The sequence below is a fragment of the Hahella sp. HNIBRBA332 genome (assembly GCF_030719035.1).
Lineage (GTDB): Bacteria > Pseudomonadota > Gammaproteobacteria > Pseudomonadales > Oleiphilaceae > Hahella.
The window spans coordinates 4,958,268-4,976,863 of sequence record NZ_CP132203.1; the positions used below are offsets into that span (position 1 = coordinate 4,958,268).

Consider the following 18,596-nt stretch of genomic DNA (forward strand, 5'->3'; position numbering starts at 1 on the left):
CTAATTTGATCCGCATGAGTGGGCACAACCTTTCCACGAATCGAATTATAAATCAAGTTGAGAGATGGCATAGCCCGCTATGCAGGCCGCTTAGCCTCAGACCGCCTGTTTGCGGGGACTGGCGCGGTATCCGCTGTCGATGGAGAGCGCGCACAGGCCCGCCAGCGCCCGTACGAACGCCAGCCTCTCTTCCGGCGCAGCCATGCCACTTTCTTCATCGGGCTGAAACAACAGACATAACAGACCAATGCGTCGCCCCTGACGATTCTTGAGTGGCATCGCTACGGCGCTGAGACGCTCGCTGCCCACGTGATTCAACAGACTTTCATGGGTGCCGCAACGGGCGGCGGAGTCGTAGGTGACGGCGATAACGCTTAGATCCTCCTGGTAGGTCGCCTGCACAAAGGCGATATTTTGATCAGACAAACGCAGCGATGGCATAGCATGATGGGTTTTGGCGCCGTGACGGGTCTGGAAGCACGCCGGCCACAGATGCTCTTCTTCAGGATCGATAAGATAGACCAAAGACCCTTCCGCCTGACTCATATGCATCGCATTCAGGGACACTTCGTGTAGCAAACGGTCGAAGTCCTGCTCTTCCGCCAGCGTGCGAGTCAACCCAGTGAAGCGGCTGATGGTGTTTTTCATCAGCTCAATCGCAGACGCGAGGGAGTCGATATCACTGATGGAGGACTTCACCGTCAGTGGCGACACGAAATCCAGCCGCTGGATACGCCGGGTTTCCTCCGCCAGATTTTTAAGCGGGCGCGCAATCTGGTTGGCGAAAAACAGGGCGAACGGCAAAGCCAGAATTACGATAATCAGAGTAATAATGCCGGACTGATTGGTGATTTCGTAAGCCTCGGCCAATAACTCAGATTCCGGCGCCAGTATCATCAGGTTGGCGGTGAAGCCCACCAGATTAACGGGACGGGTCACCCCCAGCCAGCGTTCGCCATGGGAGTCAAAGAAGAAATCAGAGTCGGAGGATTCTTTCTGCCGCGCGATAAAGTCGCGAATCTCAGGGCTTTTCAGATCCGCCAGTTGCAATATGCGCAGTTTCTCGGGGTCGTTGTCCACCACGATCGAGGCGGGATCCAGACTACCAATCACGCTACCGTCATGGGTATAGATCAGCATTTGCGAGGTAGGACTGACCCGATTCTCCTGTAAGGTCTGCGACAACGATTCCAAGGTGATGTCCGCCGCGAACACAGCGCCGCTGGAGGGATCCTGCTTTACAGCCGTCACCCCGACCTTGCCGATAAAATAATATAAATAAGGTTGTGTGGTGGTGACGTCGCGAGTATAAGCCGCCAGGCGATACCAGGGGCGCACCGTGGGATCGTAATTGGTGTAGCCGAGGTCTTTCTCGCCAATTCGATTCAGCGCTTCATCGTAGTAGAAACGCATAAAGGCGTTAGCTCCGTCGCTGCGCTCAATGTTGTCCACCACATAATGCGCGCCCAATGGCGCGTCAAAACGCTTCAGCAGATATTCCGAGTTCAGGTTACGAATGATGAAGTATTCCGAGTCCGCATACCCTACGGATAAAGCAGCGACTTGCGGCTGCGCGCGTAAAACGGCGACCAGACTGGGCAAGTGCTGCAAACGGCCTTCAAGGTCGCTTTCCTGCATCAACGGCGATAGTGAGAGCAGTTTGACGGTGGCGGAGACGGGGGAGTAGCCTGCGTAAAACGCGCCGCTGACGTCTGTGGCGACTCTATCGAACAAGTGATGGGTGGACGTAATGAATATGTCCGACATTTTCTGGTGGTGAAACCAACCAAGTACTGCGCCGAAAGTCAGTAACAGCGCAATAAAGGCCATCGCCAAATGAAACTGGATTGAGTGCTTGGCTCTACGTCTTTTAGTTCGAAACACGTTGTCGTCCGAATCTGGGCGTGTTAATCCTTACTACCCTCAATACGGTTTACTTAGCCGCATAAACCGTCGACTACAGAGGCATACGTAGTAACACGTAACTTTAACACAATTGGGAGGGCCAGGCTCCGCAATTTCGCGATTAATCCGTAATATTCGCTCTGGTCTAGTCCTTTAAAAAAAGTCAGGGGCGCTCAGAATTACCAAATTAGCATTGGCTTGACAACTCGTTCCTGTCCTCTCGGACAGGATACCCGGCATCAATGATTTGGGCTGCCCGACCAAAACAGAACATTCTATCGCATTGGGATCCAATTATGATTGATTTTCGCAGCGACACCGTTACCCGCCCCAGCCAGACCATGAGAGCCGCCATGGCGGCCGCAGAAGTCGGCGATGACGTCTACGGCGATGACCCAACGGTCAACCGCCTGCAGGACATGGCGGCGGAGATGCTGGGCTATGAAGCCGCCCTGTTCGCCTGCAGCGGCACCCAAACCAACCTGCTGGCGCTGCTCACCCACTGCCAACGCGGCGACGAGTACCTGGTAGGCCAACAGGCGCACACATATAAATATGAAGGCGGCGGCGCGGCGGTGTTGGGGGGTATTCAACCGCAGCCTATCGAGCATGATACGGACGGAACTATCCCGCTGGCGAAAATCGAAGCCGCTATCAAGCCAGACGACTTTCATTTCGCCCGCACCCGCCTGCTTAGCCTGGAAAATACAATCGGCGGCAAGGTGATTCCGCAGGATTACATCAGAAACGCAACGGACCTGGCCCGCCGCCGGGGGCTCGCCACGCACCTGGACGGCGCCCGTCTGTTCAATGCGACCGTCAAGCAAGGCATAGACCCCAAAGAGGTAACGCAGTACTTCGACTCCGTTTCTATTTGCCTGTCAAAAGGCCTCGGCGCGCCAGTCGGATCCTTGTTGTGCGGCGATAAAACCTTCATCGACACCGCGCGGCGCTGGCGCAAAGTCTGTGGCGGCGGCATGCGGCAGGCTGGCGTGCTGGCGGCGGCGGGCATCATTGCACTGCAGTCAGGCGTTGAACGGTTACAGGAAGATCACGACAACGCCGCCTATCTGGCGCAACGCCTGGCGGAGACCAATCTGTTCGATATAGATATGAGCCTGGTGCAAACCAATATGGCGTTCGCCACCTACCGAGGAGAAGACCTCAATGCTCTGGCGCAGCATCTGAAGGCGCAAAATATTTTAATTTCGCCTTCTCCAACCATCAGATTCGTCACCCACCTCGATATTTCACGGGATGACATTAATCGACTGGCGCAAGCGGTGATGGCGTTTAAAAAATAAGTGCTGCATAGTGGGGCCTGATTAAAGGCTCCACTACTTTGCGTCCAGCTCAGAAACACCACAAATAGTTCTCTTTTTGAGCAACTTCCCTCCTTGCGGCACAAGCTGCGTAACTCTTTGTAAAAAATAAATTTTCCAGTCTGGCTACCTGTTAGGAATAATATGCTATATTTTGTCTGTTAATTATTTTTAATAAAACAACGGGCATTAAGGAATAACTATGAGCGACGTTTATTCTACTCCGCAATCCAACCTCACTCCGGAGCGTAGTGGAGACCGCAGGTGGGGCTCGCTGGAAGACGGCGTTAACGGCAACTACCACTTTCGGGTGGGCGAACTGATCAGTGAGGCCTGGGAGCGCACCAGTGGGGCCAAGCTGACAATGATCTTAGCAGGTATTGTTTACTTCGCCGTCATGTTCGGCGTATCACTGGTTATGGGCTTTGTCGTAGGAATTGTAGGTCCAGACAGCGGTGGCGCTGCTATCGTCTTCGCCATACTAAACCAAATAGTTATCACAGCCGTATCGCTGCCACTTGGCATGGGTCTATTCATGCTGGGCTTGAAGCGCTCTGTCGATGCGCCTTTAAATGTTGGGGAGGTATTCAACTACTTTAATAAAGCGCTGCCTTTATTATTAACTGTAATCGTGATGTACATCCTGATTTTCATTGGTTTCATACTGTTAGTAATACCCGGTATTTATTTGGCGGTGAGTTATTACTTGGCGCTGCCACTGGTTGTTGAGAAAGATCTGTCAATCTGGCAAGCCCTGGAGGCCTCTCGCAAAGCCATCACCAAACGCTGGTTCGCCGTTTTGGGTCTGTTCCTGTTGCTGGGCTTGATTAACTTTGTCGCAATGATTCCACTGGGTATTGGCCTGATTTGGACGATCCCCATGAGCATGATCTGCTACGGTGCGCTGTATCGGAATATCTTCGGCGTTGAAGAGCAAACGATGGCGGGCTAGCCGCCACTCAGCTCCAGGAAAGAAAAAGCCAGCGTCATGCTGGCTTTTTTATTACGCGGATATCAGAGGTCTTCCAGATTATTCAACTGGATGCTCAACGCAGCGCCAGAGATATGAATCTCCACCAGACAAATAATCAAAGAACCTAACAAAAACAATAAACTCCCTCCAAGCAGCCATTCCCCAACATACTCCAACTCCAAAATCAGACTGCCCATGGAAAGCGTACACATAATAAAAGCCATTACTCCCAGACTCTGCATCCAGCGAATCAGATGAATCCGCTTCCGCAAATGCAGAATCTGCTGCTTCATATGACGCTCCTTCGTCTCATTCAATTGCTTGTACAAAGAACGTATCAACTGAGCGATCACCAGAAAGCGGTTGGTGTAAGCCAATAATAGGAGGGATATGGCTGGAAACAGCAGAGCGGGCGTGGAGATATTCAGCATAATAGTGCGTGGCGCAAGTCTCAATTTAACAACAAGAGAAAACCATCAAATCACAAAGCGACATGGGGCGCCAGATGGATGAGGCATCGCACAGGGAATGATAGAAAAGAAAACGGCTCGCAAAGCGAGCCGTTAAGATCAGTTGTCGTCGAGGTGACGGCCCAGGAGGGCGTGGTAGATGTTCTGGTCGTTGATGACGCCGGATATTTCCTTTTCGCCACCGACCAATATGGCATGGCCAGTGAAATGGCGGATGGCCACCACGTCCCGCATAAGCGTATCCGCAGGAATGATCGTGGGTAGCTTTTGCAGGCTTTCCACCTCCTGCTCCGAACTCCAGCGTTGCACGGGGAATACGGCGTCGGCATATCGAACCTGGCTGTCCTCCAGCTTGTCCGCCGTTTTCAGCCAATAGTCGTAGCGCTTACTGACGCAGATTTCATCCGCCACCTTTTCCGCCGTCGTCAGCGGACGCATCAGCGATTGCGCAAGCAGCACATTGACCGGATTGGTGTGCGATACAAAACTGCGCACATAATCATTGGCGGGATTCAACACTATGTTTTCCGGCGTGTCATGCTGCACGATGCATCCGTCTTTCATAATGGCGATATGGTTGCCGAGCTTCAGCGCCTCATCCAGATCGTGGCTGACGAAGATCACCGTTTTGTTCAGTTTCTCCTGCAAGCGCAGCAATTCATCCTGTAGCTGATTTCGGATCAGCGGGTCCAGTGCGGAAAAGGGTTCATCCATTAGGATGATGTCGGACTCCATCGCCAGCGCCCGCGCCAAACCAACCCGTTGCTGCATACCGCCGGACAGCTCGCCGGGCTTGGTGTCGCGCCATTGCGCCAGTCCCACCAGCTCAAGTTGCTCATCCACCCTCTTTCTCACCTGAGCACGGTTCATGCCTTTCATTTCCAGGCCGAAAGCGACATTCTCTCCCACCGTCAGCCAAGGCATTAGTGCGAACTTCTGAAACACCATGGTGATGCGCTCCAGCCGCAGCTTACGCTGCTGCTCGACAGGCAGGGCGAAGAAGTCCTGCTCGCCTTCTTCCGTGGTGATGAGCACCTGCCCTCGGGCCACTTGATTCAAGCCGTTCGCTGTGCGCAACAAACTGGACTTACCGGAGCCGGACAGCCCCATCAGCACACAGATTTCGCCCTTTTCCACTCTCAGGCTGGCGTTATTGACGGCGACGGTGTGTCCGGTGCGGTCGAGAATCGCTTCCCGATCCTGGCCTTCATCCAGCAGAGCGATAGCCTGCTGAGGCTGGTCGCCGAACACCACGTCTACGTTTTTAAACTCAATCATGGCAATTGCCCACTACTTTTTCAGCAGAGACCAAGCGCAGCGCGCTCAGGCTCTTTTAAACAGTCTGTCCAATAAAATGGCGATCAGTACGATAGCCAGCCCGGCTTCAAATCCAGTGGCGATATCCACCGTATTCAAGGCGCGCACCACCGGTTTGCCCAGTCCGTCGGCGCCGACCAGGGCGGCGATGACCACCATGGACAAAGACAGCATGATGCACTGAGTGACGCCCGCCATAATGCTAGACATCGCTGCGGGTATCTCTACTTTCAGCAGTAACACGCTGGGTTTGCAGCCAAACGCTTTGCCCGCTTCCAATAATTCTTCCGGCACCTGTGTAATGCCCAAGTGAGTCAGGCGGATTGGCGCGGCGATAGCGAAGATCACGGTTGAAATCAGGCCAGGCACCACTCCCAGACCAAATAACGTCAGGGTCGGTATCAGATAAACAAAGGTCGGGATCGTCTGCATCAAGTCCAGCAAGGGCCGCATGCCACGATACAACCAGGGACGATGCGCGGCGGCGATGCCGATAGGAACGCCGAACAGCACGCAGAACCCGGTCGCAAACAGGACCAAAGCCAGTGTTTCGATCGTCTCCTCCCAGTACCCCATATTCCAGATGAGGCCCAGAGCGATCAGTGCGAACAAAGGCGATGACCAATTGCGATGACGCCAAGCGGCGAAAGCCACAATGGCGGCGATAAATAACCAGGGCGGTGCAAACAGCAGCGCTTCGGTGAGCCCCTGGATCAGGTATTCCAGACAAACGGCGACGCCGTCGAAGAAGGCGCCGCCATGGTCGATGAGCACATCGACCAGGCTTTCCATCCAATCGCCGACTGGCAGTTTGTAGCTGCTGAGAGCGCTTAAATTACTACTCCAGTCCATACCTGCGCCTGCTTACATCAGGTCCAGGTGTTTTTTCACTGCCGGCGCCGCTGGCTTGCCGTCAATGGTTTTCACGCCCTGCAACCAGGCTTCGACGCTGTCGAAGTTTTCTTTCAACCAGGCTTTGGCCGCCGCTTCAGGCTTTTTCTTGTCATCCAGAATAGCGCCCATGACTTCGTTTTCCATTTCCAGGGAAAACTCCAGGTTGTTCAGCAGTTGCGCCAGGTTACCGCACTCATTCATCAAGCCTTTGCGCACATTGGTGAATACAGACGCGCCGCCGAAGTTGGGGCCGAAGTAGTCATCGCCGCCGCTGAGATAGGTCAGCTCAAAGTTGGCGTTCATCGGATGCGGCTCCCAGGCCAGGAACACAATCCACTCTTTACGCTTGACGGCTCTTTTCAGCTGCGACAGCATGCCTGCTTCACTGGACTCCACCACTTTGAACTCCTTCAGGGCGAAAGCGTTTTTATCGATCATGTCCTGAATCAGACGGTTGCCGTCATTGCCAGGCTCAATGCCGTAAATACGGTCTTTGAACTTATCCGCGTGCTTGGCGATATCCGCGAAAGTCTTCACGCCCGCTTCCGCCACATAGGAAGGCACCGCCAACGTGTACTTGGCGCCGTCCAGGTTCTTACCGACGACTTCAACGGACTTGTTTTCCACATAGGGGCGGATATCCGCTTCCATGGTCGGCATCCAGTTGCCCAGGAATACGTCCACATCGCCATTCTCCAGCGACTTGTAAGTCACCGGCACAGACAGTAACTGGGATTCTGTGGAATAGCCCAGCCCCTGTAGAATGACGGAGGTCAACGCGGTAGTCGCAGTGATGTCAGTCCAGCCGACATCCGCAAAAGTGACTTCTTTGCAGCTTTGCGCGCTGTAGGCGTTAACACTCGTCAATAACATCAGACCGCTGATTAACAGTCGCTTGAAGTGGTTCATTATTTTTCCTCTCTTCAATCGTTCCAGAAATGGTTGGGGTCCGCCCTCTCAATAGGACGGCCTTGGCTACCGCTGCTTGTTCGCGTAGTCGGGATGAATCCAGACTGGCGCGTCGCTGGGCGGCAGCATCGAAACACCAAGAATGTGATCGGCGCACTTTTCGGCCATCATAATGGTCGGCGCATTCAGGTTGCCGCTGACGATACTGGGCATGATGGACGCATCCACCACCCTCAGCCCCTCAACGCCTCTGACTTGCGCCTCGGCATTCACCACCGCCATGGGGTCGTCATCCGCCCCCATTTTGCAGGTACAGGAGGGGTGGTAAGCGCTATCAGCCCTCTCACGGATGAATGCATCTATTTGCTCGTCGCTCGTCACCGCCGGGCCAGGACGCAGCTCTTCGCCACGGAATGGATCGAACGCTTGTTGCGCGAAAATCTCCCGGGTCAGCTTCACGCACTGACGCATTTCCCAGCGATCGCGCTCCGTCGCCAGATAGTTCGGCTCCAACAGCGGATGCTTACGCGGATCGCGGGAGAGAATCTTCAGATAACCTGTCGACGTTGGCCGCATAGGGCCCACATGGGCCTGATAGGCGTGCAGCTGCGGGTCCACGCGCCCGTGGTCGATCACCTGCGACGGCAGGAAGTGGTATTGGATATCCGGATGCTTCACGCCCGCTTCAGTGCGGATAAAACCGCCCGCTTCCAGGTGCGCGGTGCGGCAGGCGCCACTGTCGTGATTCAGGAACCACTTCACGCCTTCCAGTGTCTTACGGGGCTGCTTGGTGTAGGTGTACAGAGTCAACGGTTGCGCACACGCTTGCTGAACATAGAACTCCAGGTGATCCTGCAGGTTCTGGCCAACGCCGGGAACGTGCGCAACTACTGGAATGCCCAGAGACTGCAACTGTGTTTCATCGCCGATGCCGGACAGCATTAACGTCTGCGGCGAGTTAATGGCGCCGCCGGACAAAATGACTTCACGCTCCGCTTTCACCTTGATCAGCGCGCCGTTTTGTTCGTACTCAACGCCAATGCAGCGGCCTTTGTCGAATAACAGACGGGTCACCATCGCGCCGGTCTCGGCCGTCAGGTTGGGCCGAGATAAAGCCGGACGCAAATACGCCTGCGCTGCGCTCCAGCGTTTGCCGTGCTTGATGGTCATATCCATCACGCCCACGCCTTCCTGCTGATAGCCGTTCATGTCTTCGGTGTAGGGATAGCCGGCTTCCATCCCTGCTTTGATGAACGCGTCGAACAAGGGATTCTTTTCGTCACCGGTATGCACGTTCAAAGGGCCGGCGTTGCCGCGATAGGCGTCGCCGCCGCGCTCACGGGTTTCCGCCTTACGAAAATAAGGCAGCACGTCTTTATACGCCCAGCCCTTGGCGCCTTCTTCTTCCCAGCGGTCGTAATCCAGCGCATGTCCACGGATATACACCATGGCGTTGAGGGCGGAACCGCCGCCCCACACTCTTCCCCGCGGCCAATACAGGCGGCGATTGTTCATGAACGCCTGGGGTTCGGTGTGGTAATACCAGTTGTACTTGTCGTCCGCCAGATTGAAAGTCAGTGCGGCGGGCATGTGAATCTTCCAGGTATCGTCTTTGCGGCCCGCTTCCAGCGCCAGCACATTGAACTTGCCGCTTTCGGACAAGCGATTGGCCAGTACGCACCCAGCGGAGCCGGTCCCGACGATGATGTAATCAAAACTATTGGTAAACTGCTTGTCAGCCATAACGCTCGCTCAAAAAGGTGATTCCAGGTCCGTCATGCCGACGTAGACGGCCTTCAGTTGGGTGTAATGATTCAGGGTGGCCATGCCGTTTTCGCGGCCGATGCCGGATTGCTTGTAGCCGCCTACCGGCATCTCCGCCGGCGAATAGCCAAAGCTGTTAATCCAGCAGATCCCCGCCTGCAGCCTGCCGATCACACGGTGGGCGCGACGGATGTCATTGGTGAACACTGCGGCGGCCAGACCATATTCCGTATCGTTGGCGCGCCGAATGACTTCTTCTTCGTCCTCAAAGCTGAGCACACTCATGACGGGCCCGAATATCTCTTCCCGCACGATGCTCATGTCATCGCGACAGTCGGCGAATACCGTGGGGGCGACGAAATAGCCGTCCTCTACACCTTGCGGGCGCACCCGCTCGCCGCCGCAGATGAGCCTTGCGCCTTGCTGTTTGCCCAGTTCGATGTAGCCCATGACTTTTTCCAGGTGCGGCGTGGAGATCAACGCCCCCAGATTGGTGTCGGGATGCATGGGGTCGCCAATGCGCACATTACTTTCGACGCGCTCTTTCACTCGCGTCAGAAAACGGTCGTAAATCTCTTTGTGCACAAACACGCGCGTGCCGTGGGTGCAGACTTCGCCCTGGGTGTAGAAGTTTCCGAGCAGGGCGGCGGAGACGGCGTTTTCCAGATCGCAATCATTAAAAATCACCAGCGGAGACTTGCCGCCCAACTCCATGGTTACGTCTTTCAGGGTGGCGGCGGAGTCCGCCATCACCTTCTTGCCTGTTCCCACTTCACCGGTGAAGGAGACTTTGGCGATACCCGGGTGGGCGGTCAGCATGCGACCCACGCGATGATCGCCCTGCACTACGTTGAAAACGCCGGCGGGAACGCCCGCCTCGATAAAAATCTCCGCCAGCTTCAAGGCGCCCAACGGGGTTTCCTCAGAAGGCTTGAACACCATCGCATTGCCCGCCGCCAAAGCGGGCGCAGATTTCCAACAGGCGATCTGCAAGGGGTAATTCCAGGCGCCGATGCCGGCGCAGACGCCTAACGGCTCCCGGCGCGTGTAGTAAAAATCTTCGCCCAGGGATTGCTGATTACCTTCGATAGACGCCGCCAGACCAGCGAAAAACTCAATACTGTCAGCGCCGGTCACTACATCCACGACACTTGCTTCCTGCCAGGGCTTGCCGGTATCCAATACTTCGATGCGCGCCAGCTCGTCGTTTCTTTCCCGTAACAAGGACACGGCTTTCTGCAACACGCGTCCCCGTTGCATGCCGGTCATCGCGGACCATTCGGCAAACCCGCGCTGCGATGACTCCACCGCCGCCTGCACCAGACTTTCGCAAGCCTGTTCAACGCGGTAAATCAGTTCGCCTGTAGCGGGATTCACCACATCGAAGGTCTCGTTCGATGTGGACGCCCGATAAGCGCCGTCAACAAAAGACTGATAAACAGGAATGCTCATGCTTTGTGTTTTCCTTCAAACAACTCACTTACGTAGTTCTTACAAATGCGCTCCGCCTGTACGACGGACAATCCGCCGGAACTGAGCGCGCTGCGCAGCCACAAACCATCGATCAGGGCGGCGATGGCGTGGGCCTGATCCTCGACCTGGGAAGGCGGCAGGATTTCCCGCAGGCTTACTTTCAAATTGGAGAACAATCGCCGTTCATTGACCCTTTGTAATCGAGCCAGTCGCGGGTCATGCATCGCCTGAGCCCAGAAGGCCATCCAGGTTTTCGCCGCGCGCTCGCTGACCTGCAGCTTGCTGAAGTTGGCTTCGACAATGGAAAGAAGGCGGCTGTGAGGCGAGCCGTTCGTGGATTTGGCCAGTTCTTTCAGCAGGGACTCTTTTAGCGCCCCCAGCAGATAGCGCACGGTGGCCTCCATCAGCGCCTGCTTACCACCGAAGTAATGACTGATGATGCCGGTGGAGACCCCTGCATAACGACTGATGGAGTTAATAGTCGTGCCCTGAATGCCATAAGCCTCCACGGACTTAAGGGTGGCCTCGATAAGCTGCTCTTTTTTCTCTGCTTCGACGACGATTTTGGGCATTTTTTATTGATTGAATGTTCAATTAAAAACACACCCTAATAGTTTGAATTCAATATTTCAATTTTGAAAAACAAGACAAGACAGCCAACGCGCCTAACGAAAAGCAGATTAATTTACTTTAATTACAAATAATTAGGCGATAACTTCAGAAATGGATTCGCTTATTGTAATTTTTTGTAACAGTACGATATTTAGCACTCTAATTAGAAAAGAAGCCGAATTTCCAAATTTACTTTGAATAGCAACAATCTCTCAAAGAAGAGCTGACAAGAAGTGGATGCACGACAGGGGAGAAACAGAGAAACAGAAATTATCTCAGCGTCAGCCAGACACCGATAAAGGCGCCAGATGTCGCGCCTCTGGCTTTACTCGCCAGCCTTCTTCGCCAATGCGTTGAGCCCAGGACCCAGCATAGGTTTCACAGACTTGGCGTCAATCGGTTCGCCACATTCAGAGCAGATCAGCGTGGCCGTCATCTTCTTGCCGCAGCCCAGGTGGACATACTCCACCGGCGGACCCGCATCGCCGGCCATATATTTGTCGCCCCACCCCGCCATAGCGAGAATTACGGGGTACAAATCCATCCCCTTGCGGGTGAGCCTATACTCATAACGGGCCGGGCTCTCCTGGTACAGCGCTTTACGCAGCACGCCGCTCTCCACCAGCTTATTCAGTCGATCCGACAGGCGATGGCGCGTGATCTCCAGGCGCTTTTGAAACTGCTCAAAACGACGCACGCCCAGAAACGCTTCGCGAATGACCAGCAGGGTCCAGCGGTCGCCGATGACAGATAAAGTGCGTGCGATTGAACAAGGGATATCTTGGATTTCATTCCAGCGCATAGGTGAGTACGGCGTCTTATCTGGGTTAGCGGAGGAGAAATGGAGAATGACGGAAGTATAGCTTTACAGGTTCCAGTTTGGAATTTACTATTTTTAAAGTTCCAAAATAGAACTAACAAAAAAGGAGAATGATCATGCCTGGCGACAAGACCGTTGAAGAGCCCGCAGACCAACAAGAGTGGCGGCCTACCGCATGCATTCTATGCAGCATCAACTGCGGCCTGGAGATGCAGGTGGACCAAGGACGCATCGTCAAGGTCAGGGGCGATAAGCTGGCGCCGAATTCAGAGGGCTACATCTGCCAGAAAGCCGCCAAACTTGATCACTACCAGAATCACCCGGCCCGTCTGCGACAACCTCTAAAACGCTTACCAAACGGCGATTACGCCCCTATCTCCTGGGATGCAGCCATCGCCGAGATCACCACACGCATGCGCGACATAAAGGCCCAACATGGCGGCGGCGCATTCGCCTATTACGGAGGCGGCGGTCAGGGCAATCACCTGGGAGGCAGTTATTCCGGCGCATTGCGGGCGGCGCTGGAAACGCCCTACTTATACACCGCGCTGGCGCAGGAAAAGACCGGGGATTTCTGGGTAAACGGAAAACTGTTCGGCCGCGAAAGCTGCTTTGTGCTGGAAGGGATGGAACACTCCGATTACTGCATCGTGCTGGGCGCCAACCCTTATATGGCCCACGGCGTGCGCAAAACCCGGGACCTGCTGAAAGCCTACAAGAAAGATCCCAACCGCACCCTGGTCGTCGTTGATCCGCGCGTCAGCGAAACCGCCAAAGAGGCGGACATTCATTTGCGGGTGCGTCCGGGGATGGACGCTTACCTGCTTTCCGCCATTATCGCCGTCATTTTTCAGGAAGCGTTGGAAGACAAAGAATTCCTGCGCCAACACACTCACGGCTACGACGAATTGCGCCGTCATTTCATCGACCTGCCGGTAGAGCAATACGCCACCACCGCCGGCGTAGATCCCGACCTGGCGCGGCAGGTCGCCCGCGGATTCGCCGCCGCCAAATCCGCGACGGTCAGAGCGGATCTCGGCATTCAACACAGCTTACACAGCACACTGAATTCCTATCTGGAAAAGCTATTGTTTCTGGTGACCGGCAACTTCAACAAGCAGGGCGGCAATCATTTGATGGCCCAATTCGCCCCGTTGATCGGCCATTCCAAAGCTGATGATCAGAAAACCGCCGTCACGGGTATGTACGGCATCGCCAAACTGTTCCCGCCAAACATTTTGCCGCAGGAAATCGATAGTGATCATCCTGACCGCATCCGCGCCTTGGTGGTGGATAGCGCCAATCCCGCCTTATCCGCCGCTGACACAGAGGCCTATCGGCGCGCGTTCGAGAAACTGGAACTGATGGTGGTGATTGACGTGGCGATGACCGAAACCGCCCGCCATGCGCACTACATATTGCCAGCGGACAGCCAGTTTGAAAAAGTGGAGTCCACCTATTTCACATTCGGTTTCCCCACCAGCTATTACCATCTGCGTCGCCCCATACTGCCACGCAGTGGCGATACGCTTCCCGAGCCAGAAATCTACCGACGTCTGTTGGTGGGCCTGGGGGCCATTCCCAACCGCTTCCCGCTACTGGAAAAGGCGGCCAAACTGGACCGTAGACTTCCCTTCAGCCGCGCCTTTCCATTAGCGCTGGCGGCGGCGTTGAAACGCCACCCACAGTGGCGCAAGTACGTCCCAGTCATTTTATACGCCACCCTCGGCAAGGCGCTGCCGGAAGGCATGCAGTCCGCAGCGGCGATCTGGGGCGTCTGCCAGATGTACGCCGCCAAGTTCGGTTCGCAAGTCCGACGCACGGGGCTGCAAGGCAAAGGCTACGCATTGGGGCTGGCGCTGTTCAACCGTTTCCTGGAGAGTCCCAGACCTGCGCCTATCGCCACCTTCAAGGTGGAGGAAACCTGGAATCTGATTAAGACCAGGGACAGCAAAATAAACCTGTATATACCCGAACTGACTGAGTGGCTGGATCGTTTGAAAACAGAGGCCCTCAGTGAAGATAGGGATTACCCGTTCATCCTCGCCGCCGGCGAACGCCGCGCCTATAACGCCAACCAGATCTATCGCGGACCGGAGTGGCGCAAAACGGATAAGGAAGGCGTATTGCGCATTCATCCGTCCGATCTGGCCAAACTGGGGCTGGTTTCCGGGGATAAAGTGCGCTGCCGTTCCCGACGTGGCGCGGTGGAAGCCATCGCCTCCGCGGATGAGAGCGTTCTCCCTGGCGTGCTGACCTTGCCTCACGGCTTCGGCATGCTCTATGAGGATGAACAGGGAAGGCAGTTGCGCAATGGTCCGGCGATCAATATGCTCACCGACACAGATCACTGCGATCCCATCGCCAAGACGCCCTATCACAAATACGTGCCAGTTGCGTTGGAAGCGGCGGAAGCCTGAGGACAGCAAAAAGGCGACGATACGCGCTCATTAATGAGGTCGTATCGTCGCTGCGCCAGCCTGTCCGAGGGACCGTCCCTTAACCGCAATGTCCCTCACCGGCGTTAATCAGGGAGTCGGTTTATGAACTTCACAACTTCGTCGATGACGCTTTCATCCCGCAATACCCGGTAATGGCCCAAACCCGCGGTCTGTAAGAAACGACTGCCGCGCCATTTGAGCGCCAGCGCTTCACCGTACGCAGCGGGAACTTCCGCATCGTCTATATCTGATACGATCATCCCTTCCGCCTGGATGAGTGGAACGTTTTTCATCAACGACAAACGGTCCCAAATATCGTCGCCAAACTCCTGCTCCATCAGTTTGCAATGTGCGAGCATGACGGCGTCTGGAACCTGTAGGCGCTGCTGGAACACATCCAATACCACCCGCATGTCCGCCGGCGGCGCCAGCATAATGACTTTATTGGTCAACAGCCCTTGCCGCACCGCCAGGGCGGTGGCGATAGAACCCAGAGAATGGGCGACCACCGCGTGCACGCCCAATGTCTGCGCCGCCACTTGCAGGATCGCATCCTGCATCTGCAGCACATTGGTGCGCACGCCCTGAGCCCGTCCATGACCGGGCGCGTCAAAGGCCACCACTCGATACCCATGTTCCACCAAGGGTTTCACCATCGCGCCAAACTGCACGCCGGAGCCGGACCAGCCGTGCGCGCACAACACCACCGGGCCTGTTCCCCAGCTATAAACCGGGATAGTCAACGCGCCCACCTTCAGGTTCATAAACACATCCGCCTTATCCAACAGGGCGTCAAAACGCGAGCCCAGACCATAACGCTGCGGTGTGAACCACAGACGGTTAAGCATGCGGCCAGCGCCTTGAGAGGATATGCGGGCGTACGCACGAATCGCCCAACGCATAGCTTTCAAGGCGAAGGGAGCCTGCGGTTCGCGCAGAGGCTTGGACGGGGCGACAACCAGGGGAATATTCGCAGACATGGCGCTTCTCCTCTTAACTTGCTGAATACAATCGCTGGCGTCACGCCGTTTTCCGGGGCTTTGTCGCAGCGGCTATGACTACAAGATAAGGATTGCAATGCATTAGCGGGAGTGTCATATTTGACACTTAAATTGCTTTTTATGACATTTCATCTTTTCCTTTTTCACGACCGAACAGGATGAAGGAGTCGCCCATGAAGATCGTTTTACTCGCCCTTCCCCACTGCGCCGCCGCCTCTGTGCATGGCATTCTGGATATATTCATTACGGCGAATTACTGTCACGCCCGACTGTCCGGCGCTGCCGGTAAACGTCTCCAGGAGCCTTACTTCAACATCAAAGTCGTGTCGCAGAACGACCAGCCCGTTATCGCCTATAACGGCATGGCTATTGCGCCGAATGCGGCTTTCGGGTCAGTAGAGCCGGATCTCATCATCGTCGCCTCCGCAATTGAAGCCATCACTGCCGGCGCCGCCCTGCCTGAACATCTGGCGCAATTTCATGAGGCTTACGAGTGGCTCCGCAACCACGCCCAACGCGGCGCAGTGATCGCCAGCGCCTGCACCGGCAGTTTCGTTCTGGCCGAAGCCGGACTCCTGGAAGGCAAAACCGTCACCACGCACTGGCGCGCCGCAGAGCATTTCCGCCAGCGTTACCCGGACATCAGATTGGACATAGATCGATTGCTCATCGATAGCGGCGACATCATCTGCGCGGGCGGCGCCACCGCCTATATCGACCTCAGTTTTCATCTGATCGAACGCTTCGCAGGTCAGGGACTGGCGTCCGCGGTGTCCAAACTGCACCTGTTCGATAGCAAACGCCAGCAACAAACGCCTTACATCACCTTCTATGGCTACAAGTCCCACAAAGACAACGCCGTAAAAAAAGCGCAGGAGTGGATGGAGTCTCACTACGCCGAACACTTTTCCGTGGACGATGTGGCGGCCTTGGCCGGCCTGGGAGGACGTACATTCAAACGCCGCTTCAAGGAAGCCACCGGCGAGAACCCGATCAATTACCTGCAACAATTACGGGTGGAAGCGGTGAAGCACCAATTGGAGACGACGCTCAAGTCGTCGAATGAAATCATTTGGGAGGTCGGTTACGAGGATATCAGTTCGTTCCGGCGACTCTTTAAACGAGCCACCGGATGCACGATGGAGCAATACCGCAAACGCTTCAGTTATGTGACGCCGCCGCGGGTAGGCGTCCCGGCTCTGGAAGGACGTATTTAGGCTGGAATAGACACTTTGATGCGGGCGCCCGCTTGCGTGTTTTCCGACTCGAAGCGTCCGCCCAAGCTCATGGCGCGTTCGCGCATGGAGATCAGCCCAATGCCCGCGTCCTTTTCCTGTGAAGGCTTAAAGCCCACGCCATCGTCCTGAATCACCAATTCATAATCCTTGGGACGATGTAAGGAAATCGCCACTTCTTTCGCCGCGGCATGCTTGACCGCATTAGTGACGGCTTCCTGCACAATACGATAAATGCCGATGTTGCGCTCTTCATCCAAGTTGTCGCAGTGATCGCCAATCGACAACATAAACGAACACCCACTTGAAGACTGATTGTAATTGTTCACCAGCTCTTCCAGAGCGCCACTCAAGCCCAGCGTATCGATAATCTCAGGCCGCAGCCGGGAAACCAGGCTTCTGGCCGAGCTGTAAGCATCCGTAACGATGGATGTAATTTTCCCGCCCATGCTGGCGATCTGCGCGTCTTCGCCGCCTTCCCGGGCCAACTGCTCAATTTTCTGAGAGTACATTTTGATAGCGACCAGGGTGGCGTTGAAGTTGTCGTGAATTTCCTGAGCGATCAATTTACGCTCGTCTTCCAACGCAGTGCGCAGCGTCTTGCCGAGCATGCGATTTTCCTCAACCGCCACTTCAAGCGCGTGAGTTCTCTCTCTCACCTGCGCCTCAAGGATGTTTTTGTGGTCGAGAATTTTCTCGCGATAGGCCAAAAACGACTGCAGCAACTGCCGTATTTCCATAATGTTGCTGCCGGCGAACTGGTGCGCCCCCAGTCGATTCAGTTCTTCCTTGGCTTCAGTGTCGTCCACGGAGTCAACAAACCGCGTCAGCTCCCTTACCGGAGCGGTTAGCGCCCGCGACAGTAGCAACGAAAGCGCCACACCGGTCGCCAGGATAAAAATCAACGCCATGGAGCTGATAATCAGGGTGTCCACAAGGTGTTCTCGTTTGATCAGCCTGGGAACCAGAAATGTCACCAACGAACCGATTTGTTCTCCCGAGGAGTGCTCAAGCACCGGCGTCACTTTGCGAATAAAGGAAACGCCATCCGCTACCGCCTCAAAAGGAGCCGTGGGCGCTCCCTCGAACTTAAATGCGCCAGCCTCAAGGTTCTCCCAGTCGTAGCAGCAGGGAACGTCAACCGCGGCGGACTTGTGACTGGCCGCCGCCACCTTGCCGTCGGCGTCCAGCACATAGGCGAACAGAAGAGGGCTTTCCTTAACCAATTGCGCCAAAGCGTCTTCAATATGGACAAAGTTGCCCCGTCCAAGCAGCACGGAAATATGCTGCCGGTTAATCAACCCGGAAGTCTGATTGGAGACCTTGATCGAGTTCGCCAGCACCTGATACTGGTGTACGAAAAAGGAAACCGCGAATCCAAACAAAGCGACCAGAACCGTAAACTTGATGCAACGCTGAAACGAGTACTTTCTAAAACTATCCATATTGTTAGACGCACG

At 55.2% G+C, this 18,596-nt stretch carries 15 protein-coding genes; 4 read left to right on the top strand and 11 right to left on the bottom strand.

The features are described from left to right. Positions 1-96: 96 nt before the first annotated feature. A complete protein-coding gene (locus tag O5O45_RS21885) occupies positions 97-1,884 on the bottom strand; it encodes a GAF domain-containing protein (RefSeq protein ID WP_305901460.1) in 1,788 nt (595 codons plus the stop codon). Positions 1,885-2,201: 317 nt separating this feature from the next. Here O5O45_RS21885 and ltaE point away from each other — a divergent pair, with 317 nt between their 5' ends. Together ltaE and O5O45_RS21895 are read left to right on the top strand one after the other, a co-directional pair. Continuing rightward, positions 2,202-3,209: a low-specificity L-threonine aldolase gene (gene ltaE, locus O5O45_RS21890; RefSeq protein WP_305901461.1), complete on the top strand. Its 1,008-nt coding sequence runs from the start codon at positions 2,202-2,204 to the stop codon at positions 3,207-3,209. Between the two features lie 220 nt (positions 3,210-3,429). Then, positions 3,430-4,179 (top strand): DUF975 family protein, encoded by a 750-nt coding sequence (locus O5O45_RS21895; protein ID WP_127968450.1) that lies wholly within the window; start codon positions 3,430-3,432, stop codon positions 4,177-4,179. A gap of 62 nt (positions 4,180-4,241) precedes the next feature. Here O5O45_RS21895 and O5O45_RS21900 read toward each other — a convergent pair whose 3' ends face one another. The 8 genes from O5O45_RS21900 to O5O45_RS21935 form a co-directional block, all read right to left on the bottom strand. Continuing rightward, on the bottom strand, positions 4,242-4,631 hold the full coding sequence (locus O5O45_RS21900) for a DUF2721 domain-containing protein (protein ID WP_305901462.1): 390 nt from the start codon (positions 4,629-4,631) through the stop codon (positions 4,242-4,244). A gap of 138 nt (positions 4,632-4,769) precedes the next feature. After that, on the bottom strand, positions 4,770-5,948 hold the full coding sequence (gene choV, locus O5O45_RS21905) for a choline ABC transporter ATP-binding protein (RefSeq protein ID WP_371747869.1): 1,179 nt from the start codon (positions 5,946-5,948) through the stop codon (positions 4,770-4,772). Positions 5,949-5,993: 45 nt separating this feature from the next. Further along, positions 5,994-6,839, bottom strand: a complete 846-nt coding sequence (gene choW, locus O5O45_RS21910) for a choline ABC transporter permease subunit (protein ID WP_305901463.1) — start codon at positions 6,837-6,839, stop codon at positions 5,994-5,996. A gap of 12 nt (positions 6,840-6,851) precedes the next feature. After that, entirely contained in the window at positions 6,852-7,790 is a 939-nt protein-coding gene (locus O5O45_RS21915) for a choline ABC transporter substrate-binding protein (RefSeq protein ID WP_305901464.1), read from the bottom strand. Positions 7,791-7,856: 66 nt separating this feature from the next. Continuing rightward, entirely contained in the window at positions 7,857-9,533 is a 1,677-nt protein-coding gene (gene betA / locus O5O45_RS21920) for a choline dehydrogenase (RefSeq protein WP_305901465.1), read from the bottom strand. Between the two features lie 9 nt (positions 9,534-9,542). Further along, the gene (gene betB / locus O5O45_RS21925; RefSeq protein WP_305901466.1) at positions 9,543-11,006 is read right to left on the bottom strand and encodes a betaine-aldehyde dehydrogenase; all 1,464 of its coding nucleotides are present in this window, start codon (positions 11,004-11,006) and stop codon (positions 9,543-9,545) included. After that, on the bottom strand, positions 11,003-11,599 hold the full coding sequence (betI, locus tag O5O45_RS21930; RefSeq protein ID WP_305901467.1) for a choline-binding transcriptional repressor BetI: 597 nt from the start codon (positions 11,597-11,599) through the stop codon (positions 11,003-11,005). The genes betB and betI overlap by 4 nt, the downstream gene beginning before the upstream one ends. Positions 11,600-11,964: 365 nt before the next feature. Then, positions 11,965-12,441 (bottom strand): winged helix-turn-helix transcriptional regulator, encoded by a 477-nt coding sequence (locus O5O45_RS21935; RefSeq protein ID WP_305901468.1) that lies wholly within the window; start codon positions 12,439-12,441, stop codon positions 11,965-11,967. A 134-nt stretch (positions 12,442-12,575) separates the two neighbouring features. Here O5O45_RS21935 and O5O45_RS21940 point away from each other — a divergent pair, with 134 nt between their 5' ends. Further along, entirely contained in the window at positions 12,576-14,879 is a 2,304-nt protein-coding gene (locus tag O5O45_RS21940; protein WP_305901469.1) for a molybdopterin-dependent oxidoreductase, read from the top strand. Positions 14,880-14,983: 104 nt separating this feature from the next. Here the strand turns inward: O5O45_RS21940 and O5O45_RS21945 are convergent, their stop codons facing one another. After that, on the bottom strand, positions 14,984-15,880 hold the full coding sequence (locus O5O45_RS21945) for an alpha/beta fold hydrolase (RefSeq protein ID WP_305901470.1): 897 nt from the start codon (positions 15,878-15,880) through the stop codon (positions 14,984-14,986). Between the two features lie 194 nt (positions 15,881-16,074). Between O5O45_RS21945 and O5O45_RS21950 the strand changes: the two genes are divergently transcribed. Beyond that, entirely contained in the window at positions 16,075-17,118 is a 1,044-nt protein-coding gene (locus O5O45_RS21950; RefSeq protein ID WP_305901471.1) for a GlxA family transcriptional regulator, read from the top strand. On the opposite strand, the gene O5O45_RS21955 is transcribed toward O5O45_RS21950, so the two are convergent. Next, a complete protein-coding gene (locus O5O45_RS21955) occupies positions 17,115-18,581 on the bottom strand; it encodes a sensor histidine kinase (RefSeq protein WP_305901472.1) in 1,467 nt (488 codons plus the stop codon). The two genes, O5O45_RS21950 and O5O45_RS21955, sit on opposite strands and share 4 nt — an antisense overlap. Between the last annotated feature and the right edge of the window lie 15 nt (positions 18,582-18,596).

Coding starts and splice junctions, on each gene's coding strand:
- ltaE (WP_305901461.1), top strand. CDS start 2,202: ATGATTGATTTTCGCAGCGACACCGTTACCCGCCCCAGCCAGACCATG.
- O5O45_RS21895 (WP_127968450.1), top strand. CDS start 3,430: ATGAGCGACGTTTATTCTACTCCGCAATCCAACCTCACTCCGGAGCGT.
- O5O45_RS21900 (WP_305901462.1), bottom strand. CDS start 4,631: ATGCTGAATATCTCCACGCCCGCTCTGCTGTTTCCAGCCATATCCCTC.
- choV (WP_371747869.1), bottom strand. CDS start 5,948: ATGATTGAGTTTAAAAACGTAGACGTGGTGTTCGGCGACCAGCCTCAG.
- choW (WP_305901463.1), bottom strand. CDS start 6,839: ATGGACTGGAGTAGTAATTTAAGCGCTCTCAGCAGCTACAAACTGCCA.
- O5O45_RS21915 (WP_305901464.1), bottom strand. CDS start 7,790: ATGAACCACTTCAAGCGACTGTTAATCAGCGGTCTGATGTTATTGACG.
- betA (WP_305901465.1), bottom strand. CDS start 9,533: ATGGCTGACAAGCAGTTTACCAATAGTTTTGATTACATCATCGTCGGG.
- betB (WP_305901466.1), bottom strand. CDS start 11,006: ATGAGCATTCCTGTTTATCAGTCTTTTGTTGACGGCGCTTATCGGGCG.
- betI (WP_305901467.1), bottom strand. CDS start 11,599: ATGCCCAAAATCGTCGTCGAAGCAGAGAAAAAAGAGCAGCTTATCGAG.
- O5O45_RS21935 (WP_305901468.1), bottom strand. CDS start 12,441: ATGCGCTGGAATGAAATCCAAGATATCCCTTGTTCAATCGCACGCACT.
- O5O45_RS21940 (WP_305901469.1), top strand. CDS start 12,576: ATGCCTGGCGACAAGACCGTTGAAGAGCCCGCAGACCAACAAGAGTGG.
- O5O45_RS21945 (WP_305901470.1), bottom strand. CDS start 15,880: ATGTCTGCGAATATTCCCCTGGTTGTCGCCCCGTCCAAGCCTCTGCGC.
- O5O45_RS21950 (WP_305901471.1), top strand. CDS start 16,075: ATGAAGATCGTTTTACTCGCCCTTCCCCACTGCGCCGCCGCCTCTGTG.
- O5O45_RS21955 (WP_305901472.1), bottom strand. CDS start 18,581: ATGGATAGTTTTAGAAAGTACTCGTTTCAGCGTTGCATCAAGTTTACG.